Origin of the sequence: Pantoea sp. VS1, assembly GCF_002207995.1 — a bacterium.
Taxonomy (GTDB): domain Bacteria; phylum Pseudomonadota; class Gammaproteobacteria; order Enterobacterales; family Enterobacteriaceae; genus Pantoea; species Pantoea dispersa.
The window spans coordinates 26954-47684 of sequence record NZ_NHZE01000004.1; the positions used below are offsets into that span (position 1 = coordinate 26954).

At 57.7% G+C, this 20731-nt stretch carries 19 protein-coding genes; 11 read left to right on the forward strand and 8 right to left on the reverse strand.

The genetic code is table 11. The features are described from left to right. Nucleotides 1–174: 174 nt before the first annotated feature. The 3 genes from CBW22_RS00765 to CBW22_RS00775 all read left to right on the forward strand — a co-directional run bounded on the left by CBW22_RS00765 (nucleotide 175) and on the right by CBW22_RS00775 (nucleotide 2499). Nucleotides 175–906 carry a YoaK family protein gene (locus CBW22_RS00765; RefSeq protein WP_088515773.1) on the forward strand — a complete coding sequence of 244 codons (732 nt, stop codon included), beginning with the start codon at nucleotides 175–177 and terminating at the stop codon, nucleotides 904–906. Nucleotides 907–1052: 146 nt separating this feature from the next. Further along, a complete protein-coding gene (gene abiEi, locus CBW22_RS00770; RefSeq protein WP_021506034.1) occupies nucleotides 1053–1607 on the forward strand; it encodes a type IV toxin-antitoxin system AbiEi family antitoxin in 555 nt (184 codons plus the stop codon). Continuing rightward, the gene (locus CBW22_RS00775; RefSeq protein ID WP_058769802.1) at nucleotides 1582–2499 is read left to right on the forward strand and encodes a nucleotidyl transferase AbiEii/AbiGii toxin family protein; all 918 of its coding nucleotides are present in this window, start codon (nucleotides 1582–1584) and stop codon (nucleotides 2497–2499) included. Before abiEi ends, CBW22_RS00775 begins: the two co-directional genes overlap by 26 nt. Before the next feature lie 389 nt (nucleotides 2500–2888). On the opposite strand, the gene CBW22_RS00780 is transcribed toward CBW22_RS00775, so the two are convergent. Further along, nucleotides 2889–4034: a fimbrial protein gene (locus tag CBW22_RS00780; RefSeq protein ID WP_176428069.1), complete on the reverse strand. Its 1146-nt coding sequence runs from the start codon at nucleotides 4032–4034 to the stop codon at nucleotides 2889–2891. A gap of 326 nt (nucleotides 4035–4360) precedes the next feature. Between CBW22_RS00780 and CBW22_RS00785 the strand changes: the two genes are divergently transcribed. Further along, complete coding sequence (locus CBW22_RS00785) at nucleotides 4361–5116, forward strand: SDR family oxidoreductase (RefSeq protein WP_088515775.1); 756 nt, start codon at nucleotides 4361–4363, stop codon at nucleotides 5114–5116. 40 nt (nucleotides 5117–5156) lie between these two features. On the opposite strand, the gene CBW22_RS00790 is transcribed toward CBW22_RS00785, so the two are convergent. Next, nucleotides 5157–5990: a LysR family transcriptional regulator gene (locus CBW22_RS00790; protein WP_088515776.1), complete on the reverse strand. Its 834-nt coding sequence runs from the start codon at nucleotides 5988–5990 to the stop codon at nucleotides 5157–5159. Between the two features lie 109 nt (nucleotides 5991–6099). Between CBW22_RS00790 and CBW22_RS00795 the strand changes: the two genes are divergently transcribed. Next, the gene (locus tag CBW22_RS00795; RefSeq protein WP_088515777.1) at nucleotides 6100–6834 is read left to right on the forward strand and encodes an SDR family oxidoreductase; all 735 of its coding nucleotides are present in this window, start codon (nucleotides 6100–6102) and stop codon (nucleotides 6832–6834) included. Nucleotides 6835–6837: 3 nt separating this feature from the next. On the opposite strand, the gene yeiL is transcribed toward CBW22_RS00795, so the two are convergent. Beyond that, complete coding sequence (gene yeiL / locus CBW22_RS00800) at nucleotides 6838–7530, reverse strand: transcriptional regulator YeiL (protein WP_088515898.1); 693 nt, start codon at nucleotides 7528–7530, stop codon at nucleotides 6838–6840. A gap of 136 nt (nucleotides 7531–7666) precedes the next feature. Here yeiL and rihB point away from each other — a divergent pair, with 136 nt between their 5' ends. Together rihB and CBW22_RS00810 are read left to right on the forward strand one after the other, a co-directional pair. Further along, complete coding sequence (gene rihB / locus CBW22_RS00805; protein ID WP_088515778.1) at nucleotides 7667–8599, forward strand: ribosylpyrimidine nucleosidase; 933 nt, start codon at nucleotides 7667–7669, stop codon at nucleotides 8597–8599. Between the two features lie 83 nt (nucleotides 8600–8682). Further along, on the forward strand, nucleotides 8683–9933 hold the full coding sequence (locus CBW22_RS00810) for a NupC/NupG family nucleoside CNT transporter (RefSeq protein WP_088515899.1): 1251 nt from the start codon (nucleotides 8683–8685) through the stop codon (nucleotides 9931–9933). Nucleotides 9934–9948: 15 nt separating this feature from the next. Here CBW22_RS00810 and CBW22_RS00815 read toward each other — a convergent pair whose 3' ends face one another. The 5 genes from CBW22_RS00815 to CBW22_RS00835 all read right to left on the reverse strand — a co-directional run bounded on the left by CBW22_RS00815 (nucleotide 9949) and on the right by CBW22_RS00835 (nucleotide 15229). Further along, nucleotides 9949–10812 (reverse strand): DeoR/GlpR family DNA-binding transcription regulator, encoded by an 864-nt coding sequence (locus tag CBW22_RS00815; protein WP_021506045.1) that lies wholly within the window; start codon nucleotides 10810–10812, stop codon nucleotides 9949–9951. 128 nt (nucleotides 10813–10940) lie between these two features. Next, nucleotides 10941–11888, reverse strand: a complete 948-nt coding sequence (locus tag CBW22_RS00820; protein ID WP_058758551.1) for a D-ribose ABC transporter substrate-binding protein — start codon at nucleotides 11886–11888, stop codon at nucleotides 10941–10943. 74 nt (nucleotides 11889–11962) lie between these two features. After that, nucleotides 11963–13018, reverse strand: coding sequence for an ABC transporter permease (locus CBW22_RS00825; protein WP_058758647.1), 1056 nt, complete (start codon nucleotides 13016–13018; stop codon nucleotides 11963–11965). A 22-nt stretch (nucleotides 13019–13040) separates the two neighbouring features. Next, nucleotides 13041–14579: a sugar ABC transporter ATP-binding protein gene (locus CBW22_RS00830; RefSeq protein WP_021506048.1), complete on the reverse strand. Its 1539-nt coding sequence runs from the start codon at nucleotides 14577–14579 to the stop codon at nucleotides 13041–13043. Next, a complete protein-coding gene (locus tag CBW22_RS00835) occupies nucleotides 14576–15229 on the reverse strand; it encodes a DUF2291 domain-containing protein (protein ID WP_021506049.1) in 654 nt (217 codons plus the stop codon). The genes CBW22_RS00830 and CBW22_RS00835 overlap by 4 nt, the downstream gene beginning before the upstream one ends. 432 nt (nucleotides 15230–15661) lie before the next feature. Here CBW22_RS00835 and CBW22_RS00840 point away from each other — a divergent pair, with 432 nt between their 5' ends. From CBW22_RS00840 to CBW22_RS00855, 4 genes are all read left to right on the forward strand, one after another. Further along, nucleotides 15662–17218 carry an FGGY-family carbohydrate kinase gene (locus CBW22_RS00840; RefSeq protein WP_088515779.1) on the forward strand — a complete coding sequence of 519 codons (1557 nt, stop codon included), beginning with the start codon at nucleotides 15662–15664 and terminating at the stop codon, nucleotides 17216–17218. A 3-nt stretch (nucleotides 17219–17221) separates the two neighbouring features. Further along, on the forward strand, nucleotides 17222–18751 hold the full coding sequence (locus CBW22_RS00845; RefSeq protein ID WP_088515780.1) for a glycerol-3-phosphate dehydrogenase: 1530 nt from the start codon (nucleotides 17222–17224) through the stop codon (nucleotides 18749–18751). Nucleotides 18752–18761: 10 nt separating this feature from the next. After that, nucleotides 18762–19697, forward strand: coding sequence for a sugar phosphate isomerase/epimerase family protein (locus tag CBW22_RS00850; RefSeq protein ID WP_088515781.1), 936 nt, complete (start codon nucleotides 18762–18764; stop codon nucleotides 19695–19697). Between the two features lie 62 nt (nucleotides 19698–19759). Then, nucleotides 19760–20716: a sugar-binding transcriptional regulator gene (locus tag CBW22_RS00855; RefSeq protein ID WP_058758545.1), complete on the forward strand. Its 957-nt coding sequence runs from the start codon at nucleotides 19760–19762 to the stop codon at nucleotides 20714–20716. Nucleotides 20717–20731: the final 15 nt, after the last annotated feature.

Consider the following 20731-nt stretch of genomic DNA (forward strand, 5'->3'; position numbering starts at 1 on the left):
AACATTCCGCTGACGTGGAAATGACAAGAAAATGACAGCGACACGATGTAGCAGCGGAGGATTTAAAAGTAATAAAAGCAGAGGATTAGACGTGAGTCGGAGCATAGCCGCTATGCTTGATAAGGATGAGACCCGACCAACCCGAGAATCTCTCAAAGGAGTGCTGAATAGATTATGCTGTTGCGCAAGAAGAAAATCCGCTCTCACAGCGAAGACCGCCTGCTGGCGTTAACGCTGGCCACCACGGCCGGTATCCTCAACGCCATGGCGTTTGGCGCATTTGGTTTTTTCCCTTCCCATATGACCGGCAATACCTCGCAAATTTCGGCAGAGGTGAATGGTTCTGACCTGCACGATCTGCTGTTTCTGGCCGTGCTGATTTTTGCTTTTGTCTGCGGTGCCATGCTGGCGCGTTTGACGGTAGCTTACGGCCTGAAGCGGAATCTGCGCACCATTTACTGTCTGGTGCTGCTGGCCGAGGGTATTTTCCTGCTGCTGACCTCCCTGATAGAAATTCTGTGGTATTCCGAACGAAACAACGGCGAAATTCTGGTTACGCTGAGTTTGCTGATGGGCATCCATAATTCAACCTCGACCCAGCTTTCCTCCGGTCGCGTTCGCTCCACGCACGTGACCGGCACACTGACCGACGCCGGCATCGCGTTAGGCTCCTGGCTGCGCGCATCGTTCAGTCAAAGCGAGGCCGCCGATCGCGATGGCCACCGAACTGTGCTTTTTACTCATCTGGTCACGATTTTCTCATTTCTTTCCGGCTGCGTTGTCGGTTATCTGCTGTTCAGACACCTTGGATTTGAAGCGATGGCGGGGTTGGGCATTGTGCTGGCGCTGATCGCTGTCGGTGGCATCGCCAGAACCCTGCATTTAACCGGCATGCGATTTTGGTAACACGCACGGAGAGTTGTCCGATTTTAAACAGGCGGATTAAGTGCACATGAATACTACTTTTTGCTGGTATTCATGTGAACTTGACGGTGCAGGGCAAATCATGTAAACATGAATACTCTATAAATGTGGTTTTCCCGTAGACTTATATGAACAAAATGACGGCAATCGAGCGGCTTAACGCGTTTGACAGGCAGGGGCGCTATGTCTTTGCTGTTCGTGATTTAGCCAAAGTCTTTTATGACGACAGTGACAAGGCTTTCAATGCTGGCTTGAACCGTCTGGTGAAGGACGGCATCCTGCAGCGCGCCAGCCGTGGCGTCTATGTTTACGCCTATGCGAGAAGTAAAGACGCTTACACGCTGGAAAGAATCGTCCAGACGTTGCGCAGAGGAGAATACAGCTACCTGAGCCTGGAATCGGCGTTATCGGCTTACGGTGTAATTTCACAAATCCCGATGGGGCGTCTTACCGTTATGACCACGGGCCGTTCTGAAGAACACATTACGCCTTATGGCGTGATCGAATTCACGCATACCAAACGATCGCCTGAACAAATTTTGCAGGACACCATTTTGGGCGAGTCACCTTTGCGCCTGGCAACCAAAAAAGCCGCACTGCGCGATTTACGTCGGGTGGGGCGTAATACGCATCTGATTGATGAGGCGGAAACGAACGATGAATCAGAAAGTCAGTTTCACTGAACTGGTCGCTAAGGCCATGGCTTCAGCGCAACTCGAGGGTATGCGTAACGTAGTGGAAAAAGAGCTTTTACACTACGACATCCTTTACTGTCTGGATAAAGCGGGTCTGCTGCAAAATCTGACGTTCCAGGGCGGTACCTCTTTGCGGCTATGTTATGACGGCAATCGGTTTAGCGAGGATCTGGATTTCGCCGGCGGCATCAACTTTTCCGGTGCAGATTTAAAAAACATGAAGGTCTGTATCGAAGACTATCTCGGCACGCGTTACGGTTTAGAAGTTACGGTCAAAGAGCCGGCAGAACTTCGCCGCCAGCCCGGCTATGAAGAGATTAGGGTCGATAAATGGCAGGTCTCCGTGACGACAGCACCCGAAAAACGCGATATGCCTAAGCAACCCATCAAAGTCGAAGTTGCTAATATTCCCGCTTACAGTCGCAAACCGTTGCCGCTGAGCCGCAATTATCCGGTGTTGCCGGATGGCTACAGCGATACGCTGGTGATGTGTGAAAGTCTCGACGAAATCATGAGTGATAAGCTTATTTCCCTGGTTGCGACCACCAAATATCTTCGTTACCGCGATGTCTGGGATTTACCGTGGCTGATGCAGCAAGGCGCTGCGTATGATGTGGGGTGGATTCGGCAAAAAATCGAGGATTACCGGATTCCTGACTATGAAAAGTTATTAAAACAGCGGCTGGCTGGTATCGAAAATATCGTCAAAGACGGACGTTTTTACAACGAGATGCGCCGTTTCATACCCCAGCAGGTATTTGCCAGAACGCTGGGACGTGCAGAATTTACCGATTACATCGCCGAACGTTTGACCTCGCTGTTGCAAAGATTGCAACGAGATTTAGCAGGAAAACGGCCCGATGACGCCTTCAGAATGTAACAACCACAGCTGGCCCGGCGTGCAGAGGAGATAAGCGACGAAGCGCGAAGCTGACCGGGCAGTCAGCTGTAGGGTGCGCATTGATGCGCACCAGGATAACGTCGTGGTGTCAATTAAACAGACCGGTGGGATAGGTAAGAGGCGTGAAGGGCGAAACTGAAGGATTGATATACGTGATCAGATATCTTATTTAACATAATATACATTATGCGCCATTTAATGATGCCGGCTAAATCGAGATGTCCGCCGGTGTTTTGACTCGTAACAATCCCCAGGTCCTCATACCGTTACCTGACAACCACATCACTTAACGGGCCTGCGCTTATCTGCAAAAGCATCCGGTTGTGATGATTAGAGTAAGCGCGCTGTCGCGACAAATTCATCACCCCTCAGTGATAGCTGATCGTGAACATCGCCTTGCTATTTGCTTTACCCGGCGTGACAGTTGTGCCGGTCTGGATATAGCGTGCCTGTAAAGGAATGAGCTGTGTACCGGGACTCGAGCTCTTCACGTTCATCACGTAGCTGGAATTCAAATTGAAAGGCGCTGGTGACGGATTTGTAGTCTCGCCGGTGGCCAATTGGATACCGATACCACTCGCTGTATTCTCTTCATTACTTAGATTGATTATGCCCAGTTGAGCATTATTAGCACCAAACGTAGGCGAAACTTGTAGATTGAAACTGTTTTGTGATAGCGCACCTGTATTATTATCCCCTCCCACGTTGAAAAGCGGTGGATCAGCTTCGCTGGTATAAGTGCCATAAAAAGATGGGCAGTTAGTCAGTAAAATATTAAAGGGATGCCAGGGAGCTGCTGTCACCTGTCCATTAAAATACTTACTGGTATCATAACTACCCATTGGCACTATCACATCAGGGGTCTTACAAGTGCCTGATGTTACATTGATACGGCCACTGAAATTTTCTTTATAGACCTCAGTGGGCAATCCAACTACTGGGGCTGAACTTTTTGCAGTTAAAATCAGTGTGGGCAGGAGTGCGCCATCAATAGCACCGCCACTTATCACACCTGTTTTGATAAATATTAGTGAAACCCTATTACCTACGTTAGCCCAAATTATTTCGTCAATTATATATGACCATTTTTTCAATGGTGAACTGTTAATTGCGCTACCCAACATCTCTCCATCATCATTGACCAGGGCTACACCTATACCTGGCACTGAAGTCTGATAGACTGAGCCAGCATATCTTCCAGCCCACCCTGGGATAAGCGCTGGGGTATTGGTTAGATTTAGATATTGATCTACGTAAAAGGGAACGGCAGAATTGCCCGGCACGCATTTAAGCCATGAGCGGGAAGAAGCTGAAATAGCGACTTGCTGCCGATGGATTACATCGCCCACTGCAACATCTGCACCTACGGTTATATTCGTAGTTATAAGTGGGATAGTCATGTTTTTAGGCCCCCTTCCGGGGTTGTATTCACAGGTATTCTCAGCGCCTTGCGCCATCCCACTCAATAATCCACTCGCCAGGCTGAGGCTCAGGGTTAATAAGATCTTTTTCATTGTCGGTCGTCTGGAAAGGTTTGCAGTGAAAATGTCACACCTGCACCTCCGCATGAATCAGACACACCGCCACAGGCTGTAGGAACAGGACGACAGGATAGACATCCCTCCCCGGCTCGCTATATATTAAGCGCGCATCTCACTTCTGACTTGCCGTAGGCGTTACCGTCATCCAACGCGCCCTGAACCGGAATGGGCCTCTGCGCAGAGGAAAACCGGAACAGCGCCACGGCATCGTTCACGCTTTCTACGCATCCTGTTTATCGGGATCGCTAGCAGTGCATCACCGCACGTGGCCTTTCATTCTCTGACTGACAAGGCACACTATGAAACTGACCAACAACACCCTGCTCATCACCGGCGCAACCAGCGGTATTGGCCGCCGCCTGGCCGAGGTTTTTCACGATCGCGGAAACCGCGTCATTATCACCGGCAGACGTCAGGCGCTGCTCGATGAGATCACCGCCCAGCGCCCGGCCATTACTGGCTTTGCTCTGGACGTTAATGACGCCACCGCCCTCGCCCGCTGTTCCGCGGCGATCCACGCGCAGTTTCCGCATATCAACGTGCTGATCGCCAACGCCGGTATCTCGCAGCCGGAAACGGTGACGGCGGACGAATGGACCAGTGATATTGCTGAGCAAATCGTGATGACCAACATCCTCGGTGTGATTCGCGTCACCGCCGCGTTTTTGCCGCTGCTGCGCCGTCAGCCGCAGGCCACGCTGATGGCAACCAGTTCCGCGCTGGCCTTCATGCCGCTGGCCAGTTTTCCCACCTACTGCGCCAGCAAAGCCTTTCTGCATTCCTGGCTGGTTTCGCTGCGTCATCAGCTGCGTAATACCCCGGTCGAGGTGCTGGAAATGCTGCCGCCGTATTTACAGACGGCGCTGACCGGTGATCACCAGCTCAGCGATCCCCGCGCCATGCCGCTGGACGACTATATCGCGCAGATTTTGCAGATGCTGGAAAATGGCCCGGTCGCGCGCGGCGAACTGCTGCTGGAGCGCGACCATGCGCGGCGCTGGGCCGAACGCGACGGCAATTTTGACGCCATTTTTGACATGATGAACCCGGGCTGATCCGCTTTGATCCGGTGCGTCCGGCAGCGCACCGGATCTATCACGAAGTACGCAAAGACACGCCGTGGCTGAAGTGCGCCAGCACCCGTTCTACCGCCGGATTGGCCTGCGCCTGAACCGCGTAGCAAATGCCGACACGCCGCATCAGCGGCTGACCGGGTAAAGCGCGCCAGGCCAGGCGATGCCGCGCGGCAACCAGCGGCGCCGGCGCAATGGTGACGCCAAAGCCGGCTTCCGCCAGATCCAGCGCCAGCGCGTAGCTGCCGGCGTTGGCCGCGGCCGCACCCGCACCGTAAAACGGCAGCAGCCGCTGATGTGACTCATCAGTCGGCACCATCACCCACGGCAGCGGATGCAACTGATCATGGGTCAGCGTTTCCAGCTGATTGAGCGCATGACTGGCGGGATACGCCAGCACGTAGTGCTCTTCAAACAGCGGCATAAACAGCTCGTCTTCGCAGCGCAGGCTTTCACACGCCAGCCGGATATCGCCCACGCAGCCGGGCTCGACGTTAAGCAGCACCGTGGGAAAATGTTGCCGGATGGCCGTCAGCAGTTGCGCCAGCTGGGCGGGCGCGACATCCCCTTCGACGCCAATCTTCAGCGGCAGGCAATCCGACGGCTGCCGAAAGCGTGTGACCAGCGCCTGCATATCGCTGAGCATCTTGCGCGCCTGCGGATAAAGGACGCGAGCGTCCTCCGTGACCTCCACGCCGCGCGGCCTGCGGATAAACAGCGTGGTGGCCAGCTCCTCTTCCAGCAGTTTGATCGTGGCCGAGAGCGCGGGCTGCGTCAGGTTGAGCAAGTGTGCGGCGCGCGTGATGTTGCGCTCTTCAAACACGCAAATAAAAGCTTTTAGCTGTCGCTTATCCATAGAAAATCATTATATCGGCGAAAGAAATAAACCATTTTTCACCAATTGCCGCGCGATTTAAAGTGCACGCCTCAGCTTCGCCATTAATTTTATCTATGAGGAAGTCATTATGACGCAGAATGTTAAACCCTTAATCGTCATCACCGGCGCCAGCTCCGGTATCGGTCTTGCCACGGCGAAACTGCTTTCGGCGCGTGGACATGCCCTGCTGCTGCTGGCTCGCCGTATCGATCGTATGACGGCACTGAACCTGCCCAACGCCCTGTGCCGCGCAGTTGATGTGACCGATCGCCACGCATTTTCCGCCGCAGTGCATGATGCTGAGCAGCAGTTTGGCCCGGTTGATGCGCTGATTAACAATGCGGGCGTGATGCTGCTCGGCGCGATTGAACAACAGGATGCCGGCGAATGGGATAAGATGTTCGACGTCAACGTGAAAGGCCTGCTCAATGGCGTGCAGGCGGTCACCGCAGGCATGATTGACCGTAAAAGCGGCACGATCATTAATATCAGCTCAGTGGCCGGACGGAAGACGTTTCCTAATCACGCAGTGTATGTTGGCACTAAATTCGCTGTGCATGGCATGTCAGAGAACCTGCGCGAAGAGCTGTCGCCGCACAATGTACGCGTGATCGTTATCGCGCCGGGCGCAGTTGAAACCGAGCTGTTGAGTCACACCACCAGCGAAGCAATTAAGGAAGGTTATCACGCGTGGAAAGCCGAAATGGGCGGCAAGGTGCTCAGCGCAGACGACGTGGCCAGCGCCATCGATTACGCCTATTCACAGCCGCAGTCGGTCTGCGTGCGGGAAATCGTGCTGGCGGCCACCCGCCAGGGCGCATAAACCTCAGTGACCCGGCAGCGCTGCGCCGGGCTCCATCTCTTCGGCTAAGGCCGTCAGCGCCGCGCGGTTAGCGATCGCATAACCTCCTTGCTGCTTACGCAGCACCCCTTCTGCGCTGAACTGCGCAAACACATACAGCAGGTGGCGATAGGTCACGCCAAGGTACTCCGCCACCTGCGTATGCTTCTCTTTATACACACCATCATGCTGGGTCAGCAGGATAAAGGCCGCCAGCCGGTTAACCAGCGGAAACGCCTGATTGCGCGTTGAGGTAACAATATTGCGGAAATTCTTTTTCACTAAACCGAGACAGGCGTGGCGCAGGAACTGTGCATCATTTAACAATAGCGTGCGGCAGGTTTTCACCGGCAGCGCCAGGCACCAGCAGGCTTCAATCGCCTGCACCGCGCGTGAAGTATGCGTTTCATCCAGCACTTCAATCTCGCCAATAAAACAGGGCGCATTAAAGAAATCCACCAGCGAAATACGGCCGTTTGCCAGCGTGACATACAGTTTGGTGCGACCACGCGCCAGATAAAACATATACGCCGGCAGAGCCCCCTCGCGCACAATATAGTCCCCGGCAAGAATATGAAATAAATGTGTGTGCGGGATCACATCGGCTGAAAATTTATCGCAATAGCCGGACGCCATTATTAACTGCTGCTTCAGCGCGTCATTATTTATTTCTTTCATCATTCGATGTCCACTATGAGATTTCTCATACTCTGGCGTGTCACGCCGCTGCTAAGGTGAAGGCCTCTACCCTACCGCACCGGAAAATTTATGCAATGAAATTAAGGTGATAACTAAATAAGCTGAGGAGTAAACCATGACAGCACGTAAAATTATTCTGGACTGTGATCCCGGTCATGATGATGCCATCGCCATCATGCTGGCCGCGAAACATCCTTCGATAGAACTGCTCGGTATCAGTATCGTGGCGGGCAATCAAATTCTGGACAAAACGCTGGTTAATGGCCTGAACGTTTGCCAGACGCTGAATATTGACACGCCAGTTTATGCCGGTATGCCGCAGCCGATTATGCGCCAGCAGATCGTCGCCGATAATATTCACGGCGAAACCGGTCTTGACGGCCCGGTGTTCGGCCCGCTGACGCGTAAAGCGGAAACAAAGCACGCGGTGAACTTTATTATTGATACGCTGATGAACAGCGATGGGGATATCACGCTGGTGCCGGTCGGCCCGCTCACTAATATTGCGGTAGCGATGCGCATGCAGCCGAAAATCATTCCTAAAATCCGTGAAATCGTGCTGATGGGCGGCGCTTACGGCACCGGTAATTTTACCCCGTCGGCGGAGTTCAATATTTTTGCCGACCCGGAAGCCGCGCGCGTGGTATTTACCGCCGGCGCCCCGCTGGTGATGATGGGTCTCGACTTAACGCACCAGACGGTGTGCACGCCGGACATCATTAGCCGCATGGAAAAGGCCGGCGGCCCGGCCGGAAAGCTGTTCAGCGATATGATGAATTTTACGCTGAAAACCCAGCACGACAATTACGGTCTGGCAGGCGGCCCGGTGCATGACGCCACCTGTGTCGCCTATCTGATCAATCCGGATGCCTTCAACGTTCAGCCGATGTTTGTCGAAATCGATGTCAACAGCGGTCCCTGCTATGGCCGCACGGTGTGTGATGCGCTGGGTGTGCTGGGGAAACCGGCAAACACCAAAGTGGGCATCACGCTGGATACCGCCTGGTTCTGGGATTTAGTCGAAGACTGCGTGCGCAGGTACCGCTAATCCTTTAACCCCACAATATGGGCAGAAAGTGGTCGCCCATACCGCTATGCAACCTCACCAGGCTGACATCAGGAAATATCATGATGGATATAATGAGAAGTGTTCTGGGTATGGTGGTATTACTGGCGATCGCGTTTTTGCTGTCAGTAAATAAAAAACACATCAGTCTGCGCACCACGGGTGCCGCGTTACTGATTCAGATTGCCCTCGGCGGCGCGATCCTCTATTTGCCGCCGGGCAAATGGCTGGCGGAAAAAGTCGCCAGCGGCGTGCATCAGGCGCTGGCTTACAGTGATGCGGGCAGCGCGTTTCTATTTGGCGCGCTGGCCGGACCGCAAATGGACAAGGTGTTTAACGGCGCCGGCTTTGTGTTTGCTTTTCACGTTCTGCCGGCCATCATCTTTATCACCGCGCTGGTTAGCGTGCTCTACTATATTGGCGTGATGGGCGCCATCATTCGCCTGCTCGGCGGCATCTTTCAGCGCGCGCTCAATATCAGTAAGATCGAATCCTTCGTGGCGGTCACCACCATTTTCCTCGGCCAGAACGAGATTCCGGCCATCGTCAAACCCTTCGTCAACCGTCTCAATCGCAACGAACTGTTCACCGCCATCTGCAGCGGCATGGCTTCAATAGCCGGTTCCACTATGCTCGGCTATGCCGGGCTAGGGGTACCGATTGAATATCTGCTGGCCGCCTCGCTGATGGCCATTCCTGGCGGCATTCTGTTCGCCCGGCTGCTCAGTCCGGCAACGGAAGCGTCGCAGGTGACTTTTACCCACCTGTCGTTTAGCGACACGCCGGCACGCAGCCTGATTGAAGCCGCCGCCAGCGGAGCGATTACCGGGATGAAAATAGCCGCCGGTCTGGCGACGGTGGTGATGGCGTTTGTCGGTATCATCGCGATGCTCAACGGCATACTTGGCGGCATCGGCGGCTGGTTTGGTCACGGCGACATCAGCCTGCAGGGAATACTCGGCTTCGCGCTGGCCCCGCTGGCGTGGCTGATGGGCGTGGCGTGGCACGATGCGGCGCTGGCGGGCAGTCTGATAGGTCAGAAACTGGTGGTGAACGAGTTTGTCGCCTACATCAGCTTTTCACCTTATCTGCATCAGGCGGGCGCGCTCGACGGCAAAACCATCGCCATCGTCTCGTTCGCCCTGTGCGGCTTTGCTAACTTTGGTTCGATTGGCGTGGTGGTCGGCGCCTTTTCTGCCGTCGCACCGGAGCGCACCCCGGAAATCGCGCGGCTGGGCCTGCGCGCGCTGATCGCCGCAACGCTCTCTAATCTGATGAGCGCCACCATTGCCGGCTTCTTCATCGGCCTTGGCTAACGCGCGAACCGGGCATTACGCCTCTGTGCGTCCCTGCCCGGTTTTCATCGGTGCCACCACCACATTCACCCCCAGCTCCTGCAGGCGACGCAGCACCGGCACCGGCGTGCCCTGATTAACGATCACCACATCAAACTCGCTCAGGTGAGCAAAGCGATGCAGCGCGCGCCGCTCAAACTTGGTGTTATCCATCATCAGGATGCGCTTCTGCGCTGCCTCGAACATCGCGCGCTTGGTCTCCACCGTCTCGGCCGACTGGTGAAACACCGCATCATCAATAATCGCCGACATGCTGACAAAAAACACATCGGCGCGCAGGCTGGCGATTTCGTCTCGCGTCATGCGCCCCATAAAGGCGTTACACCAGTGATGAAACTGGCCGCCGAGCCCCATCAGGGTGATATCGCGACCGTTGCGTAATTCATTCATTAACGTCAGCGAGTTGGTGATCACCGTGAGCGGCGCTTTGGCTGGCAGCAGCCGCGCCATCTGCAGCACGGTGGTGGAATCATCCAGAAACAGCGCCTGGCCGGGTTCAAGGTAGCCAGCGGCCACTTCGGCAATTGCCTGCTTCTCTTCCAGCTGGCGCGTGGCACGGTAGAGATCGCTGGATTCCACCAGGCTGGTTGGTGTGGCGGAGACCACGCCGCGTGATTTATGCAGCAGCCCGCGCTCGACCATCTCATCAATATCGCGATGGGCGGTCATCAGGCTGATCCCGAAGCGCTCAGTAATATCTTCGATACGCACCGCGCCTTCGGCCATCACGGCTTCGGCTATGAGCTGGCGTCGTGCCAGCTGACGCGCCTGACGGCTGTCGCCCGGTAAGGTTTCATTCAGGAAGTGACCAGCGGAGGTCTCTTGCGGGTTATGCGCCATGTTTCGTCCGGAAAGTGAAGCGGAAATGCAGTTTCGGCTTTGATTACAGCGCGTAAACGTTTCTTTTGCAAATCAGGCGCGCAGCAGGCAACCGATGACGGCTAAAATGCCGCCATCGGTAATCTGACTTACTGCTTCAGGACAAACGGCGAAACGAAATCACCGGCGTTGTCTTTGGTGATCAGGATACAGTCAAACAGCTGCTTCTCCTGTGCAACACCGGTTTTGCCGGTTTTGAGGAAAGTGTCCGCCTGCTCTACCGCCTTCTGTGCGAACTGCGCTACCGGCTGCATCACGGTATAGGCCAGCGTACCGGCTTTAACCGCGTCGACCGCATCCGGTGAACCGTCAAACCCACCCACTTTGACCTGGCTGAGTTTGCCGGCCTCCTTCAGGGCGGCGATAGCACCCAGCGCCATCTCATCGTTACCGCTGATCACCCCTTTGATGTTCGGATTAGCCTGCAGCAGCGACTGCATTTTATTAAAGCCCTGGGTGCGATCCCAGTTCGCCACTTCCTGGCCGACTTTCTTCAGCGTCGGGTACTGAGACAGCACGGTATCGAAACCGTTGGCGCGCGTGGCGGCGTTGTTATCCGACGGCGGTCCCACCAGCTCGACATAACTGGCGCTGTCACCCACCTGCTTCACCCACTCCATCGCGCCTACTGCCGCGCCCTGGGCGTTATTCGACACCAGCTGCGCTTTAGCCAGCCCGCTCTGGTTCAGTTCGGCATTGATCACGAACACCGGAATATTGGCGGCAATCGCTTTCTTCACCGATCCAATCGAGCCGTCGGCATTCGCCGGATCGAGAATAATCGCCTTGGATTTATTGGTGATCGCCGTATCAATCAGCTGGCTTTCGGTGTTGGTATCCCCTTTGTGCGCGCTAACTTTGGCACTGTAGCCCAGCTTCTCCGCCGCCTTCTGCGCGACCTGGCCCTCAGTCAGCCAGTATGGGTTCGAGGGATCGTTGACGATGATGGTCATCAGGCCGTTGTTGGCCCAGCTGGGTAAGGCAAAGGTGGAGATGGCCATCGCGGCGGCGGCGATAAACAGACGTTTAGTGAACATAGGTGCTCCGTTATTATTAGGGTACAGGTTTGTTTTACGGTTACTCGCGCGCCAGCCTGCCAGCGCGCACAGGGTTAGCGACCGCGCCGGCCGTATTGCAGGGTGTTGAGCAATACCGCCAGCACAATCACGGCGCCAGTGAACACCGTCTGCCAGTAGGCAGAAACGCCGATAATCACTAAGCCATCAGAGAGAAAGCCAATCACGAATGCGCCCAGCAGCGTGCCGCGCACGTTACCGCGTCCTCCGGTCAGCGCCGCACCGCCAATCACCACCGCAGCAATGGCGGTCAGCTCGTAGGTGGTGCCCGCGGTCGGACCGGCGGAGGTCAGCTGCGAAGAGAGCACCAGCCCGGCCATCGCCGCACAGATACCCGACAGCACGTAGACGCTGATCTTGATGCGTTTCACCGGCACGCCGGAGAGATCGGCGGCGCGCTCGTTACCGCCTGAAGCATACAGCCAGCGGCCAAACGCCGAGCGACTCAGCAGGAAGCCGCAGGCCAGCGCCACTGCGCCGAGCACCAGCACGCCGACCGGGATGTTGAACAGGCGGTTAAAACCGAGCCAGTCAAAACCGGTATTGCCCAGCGCTTCGCTGCCGGAGAGTTTGTTGTAGGTCAGACCGTTGGTGATCAGCAGCGCGATACCGCGCGCCACATACATGGTGCCGAGCGTGGCGACAAACGCCGGGACGCGAAAAATCGCAATCAGCACGCCGTTGACCAGCCCTACCAGCGCGCCCAGCACCAGCGTCAGAATTGCCACCGCCCACACCGGCAGATAGAGCACCACGCCCAGCGCTTCAAGGTTGATGCCCTGCATCATAAAGCCGGCCATCACGCCGGCCAGTCCCAGCGTCGAGCCGACTGACAAATCAATCCCGCCGTTGAGGATCACCAGCAGCATGCCGATCGCCGGCAAACCGAAGATGGCCACATGCGACGCCATGGTGAGGAAGTTCGCGCCGGTAAAGTAATTGGGCGATAGCAGGGAGAAAGTGGCGATAATCACCAGCAGCGCGATAAAGGCACGCCCTTCCAGCAGCAGCCGCGCCAGATTGAGGCGCTTGCCGCTGGCCGGTTTCGCCACCCGCGGTGCGCTATCCAGCGTTTGGGTTCTGTCAGTCATACCGTTTGCTCCGTTTTTCATGTCATGCCACCAGAGACTCGCCCGAAGCGGCCATAATGCGTTCTTTGCTCACGCTGGCGTCGAAGATGGCCGAGATGCGCCCTTTGCTCATCACCACGATGCGGTGCGCGATACTCAGGCACTCGCCCACTTCTGAGGTGGTATAAACCACCGCCAGCCCTTTGCTGGCGTTCTCCGCCAGCAGACGAAACACTTCGGCTTTGGCACCGATATCGATGCCGCGGCTCGGTTCATCCAGCAGAATCACTTTGGGTCGGGTGGCGAGCATTTTGCCGATCACCACCTTTTGCTGATTGCCGCCGGACAGGGAACCGATAGCCGCCTCACCGCCGGCAGTCTTGACCGTCACGTTACGGATGCTGTCACTGATCAGCTGTTTCTCCCGTCGCGTTGACAGCACCAGCCCGCGCACAAACTCGCTGATGCTGGCCAGCGACAGGTTTTCGCCCACCGTCATGGTCTGCACCAGCCCGTCGCGCTGGCGATCCTCCGGGACCAGCGCCAGCCCCATTTTGATGCGCTGCGACAGCGACAGCGCGGAGATCTCGGTATCCTGCAGCAGGATGTGCCCGCTGCTCTGCTTCAGCCGTCCGGCGAGACACTCCAGCAGCTCGGTGCGCCCCGCGCCCATCAGGCCATAAATGCAGACAATCTCGCCGGCCTGCACCGTCAGCGACAGCTGATCCACCAGCCGGATACCGGTTTTGCTTTTCACGGTTAACGCCTGCACCGTCAGCGCGTCGCCGCCGAAGGCATAGCCGCCGGGCGGTGAACCGAGGTCGAAGTGCTCTCCCACCATGTTACGCACGATCCATTCGAGGTCGATCTCGTCGCGCCGGGCGTAGGCGGTCATCACGCCGTCGCGCAGCACCACTGCGCGATCGGTGATCTCCAGTGCTTCCTCCAGATGGTGTGAGATATACACAATCGCCACGCCCTGACTGGTCAGATCGCGAATGACCTGAAACAGCACCGCCACTTCCGCTGCGCTAAGCGCCGAGGTCGGTTCATCCATGATCAGGATTTGTGAATTCACCGACAGCGCGCGGGCGATTTCCACAATCTGCTGCTGCCCGAGACGCAGGTTCTCCACCGGCGTCAGCGGATCTATCTCCTCCTCCAGCGCCGCCATCAGATGGCGGGTCAGCCGCGCCTCTTCGGCATAATCCACCCCGCCGGGCCGCATGATTTCGCGCCCCATAAAAATGTTGTCACGCACGTTCATGTTGGGCGCGAGATTCAGCTCCTGATGAATAATCGAGATACCACAGTCGCGCGCCTCGGTGGCCGAACGGAACACCTTTGCTTCGCCGTTTAACAGAATTTCCCCGGATGTTGGCGTAATCACGCCAGAAAGAATTTTCATCAGCGTCGATTTACCGGCGCCGTTTTCACCGAACAGCGTGGTGACTTCGCCGCGGCGGATTTCAAAATTGACGCCTTTCAGTGCATGGGTGGAGCCATAAACTTTGCTGACGTTGCGCGCCTGCAGAATCACTTCTCCTTTCAGCAGCGCCGGGTTGACGTTGAACGGTTTCATTGCACCTCCACGCGCACCGGCGTAATCAGCCAGTTGGTCGGACTGAGCAGACGGAACACGCCAACCACCTGCACGGTTTTGCCCGGCAGCGCGTCGCGGTCCAGTTTCTCCAGTACCGCCGCTTTCATGGCGCGGTTAATCGCCGCACCAGCGTTCTGGTATTCGATCTGATTAGTAAAATCACCAAACTGAATTTTGCCGCTGGCATCACGCAGATCGGTGCCGGTGATTGCCGGACCGGTTTGCAACCGCAGCTGCGTGCCCGCCGGCAGACCGGCGACCTGTAACGGGAAAACACCCATCTGCCCCGGCTGCACCACGCCCTGCAGTTTGACCGGCAGCACCGGCAGCGGCGAGCCGACACCGTATCTGGCCACCGCCTGCTGCCGATCGCTGTTCAGTGCGGCCGCCAGCGTGGCGGCATCCACCGCGCGCGCTTCGACATCCTGCTGGATGCCGGGAAAGGTTTTCTGCCCGTAGCTGTCTGCGGAGAAGCCCTGCTGACGCGCGTCGTCCGCCGAACCGATGCGCACTACTTTGGTATCCAGCGCCATGGCAGCCACCAGCGCCACGATCACCACGCCGCTGAGCGTGTAGCGCCGCCGACGTTTGCGTGCCAGCTGCTGCGTTAAGATTGAGACCTCGGACATAACGTGACCTCTCAGGGTGAACAGCGACGATATTCATCGTCGTACAATGTTATAAATGTGATAAATTGTGTGATGAGAATTGTGCTGTTGTGACTAAATTGTCAACAGGTGGCGCGCAATTTTTCGCACAGCGCGATCTGGATCGCTTATTTGCCTGCAATCACCCCAAATCCGTTTAAAAACCCCTTTAATACAATCATTAAAAACCTTTCACAGTGTCCAGGCGCATCCGCAACCCCCACTGATTTTGTGATCGGGCTCGCCATCCGGAGTGAAATTTATTCTTTTTTTGGAAAAATAATACACCAGATATGTTATCTCCATGAGAAGTGGTGTAAGACAGTATTTAGCAAAATCATCACAGCTAATTAACAAGGCTGCGGATAAACCAAACAGGGGTTTCCGCACCGGGAGCAGCGAACGGAGGTGTATGTGGAGAGTGGCGATATCATTCTGGGTCTGGATTCCGGCACCTCGGTGGTTAAAGCGGTGGCGTTTGATCTGGAAGGTAACCAGCTGGCGTGCGCGTCGGCGCGCAATCGCTATTACCGCAGCGCAGGCGGTGCCGCCCAGCAGTCAATGACGCAAACCTGGCAGGATGCGGTCAGTGCGATTCACAAGCTCGGCGATCGGGTGGAGAATCTGGCGGCGCGCGTGGTGGCCGTGGCGGCGACCGCCCAGGGCGATGGCAGCTGGCTGGTCGGTGCTGATAATCAGCCGGTGGACGATGCGTGGATCTGGCTGGATGCCCGCGCCGCCGCCACGGTGGAAAAACTTAATCAGCAGCCGCTGGCCGCCGCACGCTTTCAGGCCACCGGTACCGGTCTTAACACCTGCCAGCAGGGTGCGCAACTGGCGCACATGGACCAGCACTATCCCGAACTGCTGGCGCGCGCCGAAGTGGCACTGCACTGCAAGGACTGGCTCTATCTCAATCTGACCGGCGTGCGCGCCACCGACCCGTCTGAAGCCAGCTTTACCTTTGGCAACTATCGCCACCAGCGCTACGACGACACGGTAATCGACGCGCTGGGGCTTAACCACCGGCGCCACCTGCTGCCGGAGATTATCGACGGCACGCAAATCACCCATGGTCTCACCGCTGACGCCGCCCGGCAAACCGGCCTGCTGGCTGGCACGCCGGTGTGTCTCGGCTATGTCGATATGGCGATGACCGCGCTCGGTGCCGGGGTGCACACCGGTGAAGCCAATACCGCCTGTTCGATTGTCGGCTCAACCGGCGTGCATCTGCGCAGCGTCACCATTGACGAGGTATGGCTCAACCCGGCGCAAACCGGCTACGTGATCCCGCTGCCGTGGCCGGGTTATGTCACTCAGGTGCAAACCAACATGGCCTCCACGCTCAATCTCGACTGGCTGCTGAACGTGGCCAGCGATCTGCTGAGCAGCTTTGGCTGTGAAACCGATCATGCGCGGCTGGTGCAGCAGATCGATCGCTGGCTCAACGACGCACAGCCGGGCACCCTGCTGTTCCATCCTTACATTTCGCTGGCCGGTGAACGCGGACCGTTCGTCAACGCCGACGCGCGTGCCAGTTTCACCGGCCTTAACTACCAGCACAATTTTGGCGACCTGGTGCGCGGCGTGATTGAAGGCATCGGCATGGCGGCACGCGACTGTTATCAGGCGATGGGCGCCACGCTGCCGGGAGAAATTCGCCTTACCGGCGGTGCGGTACGATCGCAGCCGCTCAGGCAAATCCTTGCCGCCTGCATCGGCGCGCCGGTGCGCATCAGCCAGCGCGAGGAAGCCGGCGCAGCGGGTGCGGCCATGATGGCAGCGGTGGCGATTGGCGCGTATCCGGACATGGCGCAGTGCGTTGAACGCTGGGTGCGCCCGCTGCTGGACGACGCCGAAGCGCCATCGCCTGCGCTGATGCAGCGCTACCAGCAGCTGTTCCCTCAATATCAGCAGATCCGCCGCGATCTTCCTGCCGCCTGGCAGGCATTAAACAGCTTTAAGGAGTAACGCATGAGTGACAACACGTTGGATCTGTTTGTGATCGGCGGTGGCATTAACGGTGCCGGTATCGCGCGCGATGCCGCCGGGCGCGGGCTGTCGGTGATGATGTGTGAAAAGGACGATCTTGCCGCAGGCACCTCCTCGCGCTCCGGTAAACTGGTGCACGGCGGCCTGCGCTATCTGGAGTACTACGAATTCCGTCTGGTGCGCGAGGCGCTGATTGAACGCGAGGTGCTGCTGAACGCGGCGCCGCACATTATCTGGCCGATGCGCTTTGTGCTGCCGCACAGCCCGTCCGATCGCCCGGCGTGGCTGGTGCGGCTGGGCCTGTTTCTGTATGACCATCTTGGCGGACGCAAAAAACTGCCGGGCACGCGCGTGCTCGATCTGACGCGCGATCCTGAAGGCGCGCCGCTGCTGGACAGCTACCAGAAAGGCTTTGAGTACTCCGATTGCTGGGTGGACGATGCCCGGCTGGTGACGCTCAATGCGCTGGATGCCGCCGAGCGCGGCGCCACCATTCTGCCGCGCACCCGCTGCGTGGCAGCGCAGCGTCTGCCGGGCAAATGGCAGATTACCCTGCAGGATCAGGCCAGCGGCGCGCAGCGCACGGTGTTCGCCCGCGCGCTGGTAAATGCCGCCGGACCGTGGGTGCTGGATATCGTCAATCAGGTTAGCCACACGCAAAGCCAGCGCAGCGTGCGGCTGGTGAAAGGCTCGCACCTCATCGTGCCGAAATTCTGGGAGGGCCAGCAGGCCTATCTGGTGCAAAACACCGACAAGCGGGTGATTTTTATCAATCCCTATGAGGGTGATAAAGCGTTAATCGGCACCACCGACATTCCCTGGCAGGGCAAAGCGGAAGATGTCAGTGCGGATGATAGCGAGCAGCAGTATCTGATTGACGTGGTGAATCGCTACTTCAAGGTTAAGCTACGCGCCAGCGATGTAATTACCCGCTTCTCCGGCGTACGGCCGCTGTTTGACGACGGCAAAGGCAACCCCTCGGCGGTGACGCGGGATTATGTGTTCGACCTGGATAATCAACAGGATGCCCCGTTACTGCACGTGTTCGGCGGCAAAATTACCACGTTCCGCAAGCTGGCCGAGCATGCGCTGCAACAGCTGGCGCCGTTTTTCCCCAACATGGGCGCGGACTGGACGCGCAGCGCCACGCTGCCGGGCGGCGAGATCGCCCATGCCGATTTTGACAGCTTCCTGGAGGAGATCAAAACGCGCTGGCCGTGGCTGCCGCAGCCGCTGCGCAAGCACTATGCGCGACTGTACGGTGCGCGTATGAGCACGCTGCTGGGCACCGCCGGTTCGCTGAGCGATCTCGGTGAGCATTTTGGCGGCCAGCTGTACGAGGCCGAGGTGCGCTACCTGGTGCAGTACGAATGGGCGCAGCAGCCGGAAGACATTCTCTGGCGTCGCACCAAACATCAGCTGCACCTGAGCACTGCACAGCGCACCGCGTTCAGCCAGTGGTTCGAACAGACTTTCCACCCTGCCGCGCCGCTGCGCGCCCACGCTGGCTGAGAGGTGCCGCATGCCACTAACGCTTTCGCTGAATACCAATCCGCTGGTGAACCGCTTCGCCGATCCCGGCGATTTAATTCACACCGTGGCTCAGCAGATCCGCATCCGCGATCTGCAGCTGACGCATGAGTTTATCAATCCCGGCTGGCCTGCTGCCACGCTCAGCCACATGACGCGCCGCATGCAGCAGGCGCTGCGTGACACCGGCGTGCGCGTCACCTCCGGCATGACCGGCCCGTATGGCCGCCTCAACCATTTTGGTCATCCGGATGCGGCGGTACGTCGCTACTACATTAACTGGTTTAAAACCTTTGCCGACATCACCGCGGAACTGGGCGGCGTCGCGGTGGGCTCGCAGTTTGCCATCTTCACCCAGCGGGATTTTAACGATGTGGCGCGGCGTGAAGCGCTGATTGCCATCGCCATTGACTGCTGGGCGGAAGTGGCGGAACACGCCAAAGCGGCCGGTCTGCGTTACCTGTTCTGGGAACCGATGAGCGTCGGGCGTGAATTTGGCGAAACCATTCCCGCCTGTATGGCGCTGCAGCAGCGGCTGAGCGCGGCACAGCTTGCCCTGCCGATGTGGATGATGGCGGATATCGATCATGGCGATGTCACCTCTGACGATCCGCGTGACTACGATCCTTACGCGTGGGCTGAAGCGGTGCCGCGCTTTTCGCCCATCATCCATATAAAGCAGAGCATGATGGATAAAGGCGGGCACAGGCCCTTTACATTGCAGTACAATGCCGGCGGTCGCATTCAGCCGCAGCCGTTGCTTGAGGCGCTGGCGCGCGGCGGCGCGCAGGATAACGAGATTTGCCTCGAACTAAGCTTTAAAGAGCGCGAACCCACCGACAGCAATGTGGTGGCGGAGATTGCCGAAAGCGTGGCGTTCTGGGCCGACCATATTGATACCGGGGTGCAGGATTTGCATCTCGCGTGAGCATGCCGTGCTGAGGGCTTTCGCCAGCCCGCAGCACCCCTCAACCAGACAGGGACAACCCGATGAAATCCGCACCGACTTCCGCTGAACGCGATGACTCTCTGGCCCTGCGGGCGGCCTGGCTGCATTATGTCGGCGGCCTGACGCAGGCTGAAGTGGCCAAACGGCTCGGCCTGCCGTCGGTGAAAACCCATCGGCTGATTGCGCGCATGGTGGCCGAAGGCGCGGTGAAAGTCACCATCGACGGTGCGATTGTCGCCTGCGTGACGCTGGAAGAGCAGTTGCGCAGCCGCTACGGCCTGAACTTTTGTCAGGTAGCACCCGATCTCGGTGAAGAAGGCCTGCCAGTGCGCGCGCTGGGCATGGCCGGCGCCGACTATTTGCGTAATCTGCTGGCCTCCACGCCGGCGATCACGCTGGGTCTCGGCCACGGCCGGACGCTGTCGGCAGCGATTCACCAGCTGGCACGTATCGACGCGCCGCACCTGCGCTTTGTCTCCCTGCTCGGCTGCCTGACGCGCAACTACGCGCTCAATCCGCATGACGTGATGCATCGCATCGCCGAAAAAACCGGTGCGCAGGCCTACATGATGCCGGTACCGTTTTTTGCCAACACCGAAGAGGATCGCGATGTGCTGCTGGCGCAGCGTGGTGTCAGCGAAGTGTTCAGCATGGCCGCGCACAGTGAAGTGAAGCTGGTGGGCATTGGCACCGTGGAACCGGCCGCCCAGCTGGTGGAAGCCGGGATGATCGATGCAGCCGAGATCCGCGCCCTGTCGGAAGCCGGCGCGGTGGGCGAACTGCTGGGGCACTTTTTTGCCGCCGACGGGCAGATGATTCACAACTCGCTGACGGCACGCACGCTGTCGGTACCGCTGGATCTGGCGCAGCGCGCAGAGATCGTGGCGCTGACCGGCGGACCGAGCAAAGTGGCGGCGATCCGCGCGGTGCTGGCCAGCGGACTCGTCACCGGTTTGATCACCGACGAGCTGACGGCGCAGGCGCTGCTAACTTCATGAATCGTCAGCTCACTC

Bases quoted from the DNA above. Each gene is read 5' to 3' on its own strand.
- CBW22_RS00775 (WP_058769802.1), top strand. From the start codon at position 1,582: ATGAATCAGAAAGTCAGTTTCACTGAACTGGTCGCTAAGGCCATGGCT.
- CBW22_RS00780 (WP_176428069.1), bottom strand. From the start codon at position 4,034: ATGAAAAAGATCTTATTAACCCTGAGCCTCAGCCTGGCGAGTGGATTA.
- CBW22_RS00785 (WP_088515775.1), top strand. From the start codon at position 4,361: ATGAAACTGACCAACAACACCCTGCTCATCACCGGCGCAACCAGCGGT.
- CBW22_RS00765 (WP_088515773.1), top strand. From the start codon at position 175: ATGCTGTTGCGCAAGAAGAAAATCCGCTCTCACAGCGAAGACCGCCTG.
- CBW22_RS00815 (WP_021506045.1), bottom strand. From the start codon at position 10,812: ATGGCGCATAACCCGCAAGAGACCTCCGCTGGTCACTTCCTGAATGAA.
- CBW22_RS00810 (WP_088515899.1), top strand. From the start codon at position 8,683: ATGGATATAATGAGAAGTGTTCTGGGTATGGTGGTATTACTGGCGATC.
- CBW22_RS00855 (WP_058758545.1), top strand. From the start codon at position 19,760: ATGAAATCCGCACCGACTTCCGCTGAACGCGATGACTCTCTGGCCCTG.
- CBW22_RS00845 (WP_088515780.1), top strand. From the start codon at position 17,222: ATGAGTGACAACACGTTGGATCTGTTTGTGATCGGCGGTGGCATTAAC.
- CBW22_RS00830 (WP_021506048.1), bottom strand. From the start codon at position 14,579: ATGAAACCGTTCAACGTCAACCCGGCGCTGCTGAAAGGAGAAGTGATT.
- abiEi (WP_021506034.1), top strand. From the start codon at position 1,053: ATGAACAAAATGACGGCAATCGAGCGGCTTAACGCGTTTGACAGGCAG.
- CBW22_RS00790 (WP_088515776.1), bottom strand. From the start codon at position 5,990: ATGGATAAGCGACAGCTAAAAGCTTTTATTTGCGTGTTTGAAGAGCGC.
- CBW22_RS00820 (WP_058758551.1), bottom strand. From the start codon at position 11,888: ATGTTCACTAAACGTCTGTTTATCGCCGCCGCCGCGATGGCCATCTCC.
- rihB (WP_088515778.1), top strand. From the start codon at position 7,667: ATGACAGCACGTAAAATTATTCTGGACTGTGATCCCGGTCATGATGAT.
- CBW22_RS00835 (WP_021506049.1), bottom strand. From the start codon at position 15,229: ATGTCCGAGGTCTCAATCTTAACGCAGCAGCTGGCACGCAAACGTCGG.
- CBW22_RS00850 (WP_088515781.1), top strand. From the start codon at position 18,762: ATGCCACTAACGCTTTCGCTGAATACCAATCCGCTGGTGAACCGCTTC.
- CBW22_RS00825 (WP_058758647.1), bottom strand. From the start codon at position 13,018: ATGACTGACAGAACCCAAACGCTGGATAGCGCACCGCGGGTGGCGAAA.
- yeiL (WP_088515898.1), bottom strand. From the start codon at position 7,530: ATGAAAGAAATAAATAATGACGCGCTGAAGCAGCAGTTAATAATGGCG.
- CBW22_RS00795 (WP_088515777.1), top strand. From the start codon at position 6,100: ATGACGCAGAATGTTAAACCCTTAATCGTCATCACCGGCGCCAGCTCC.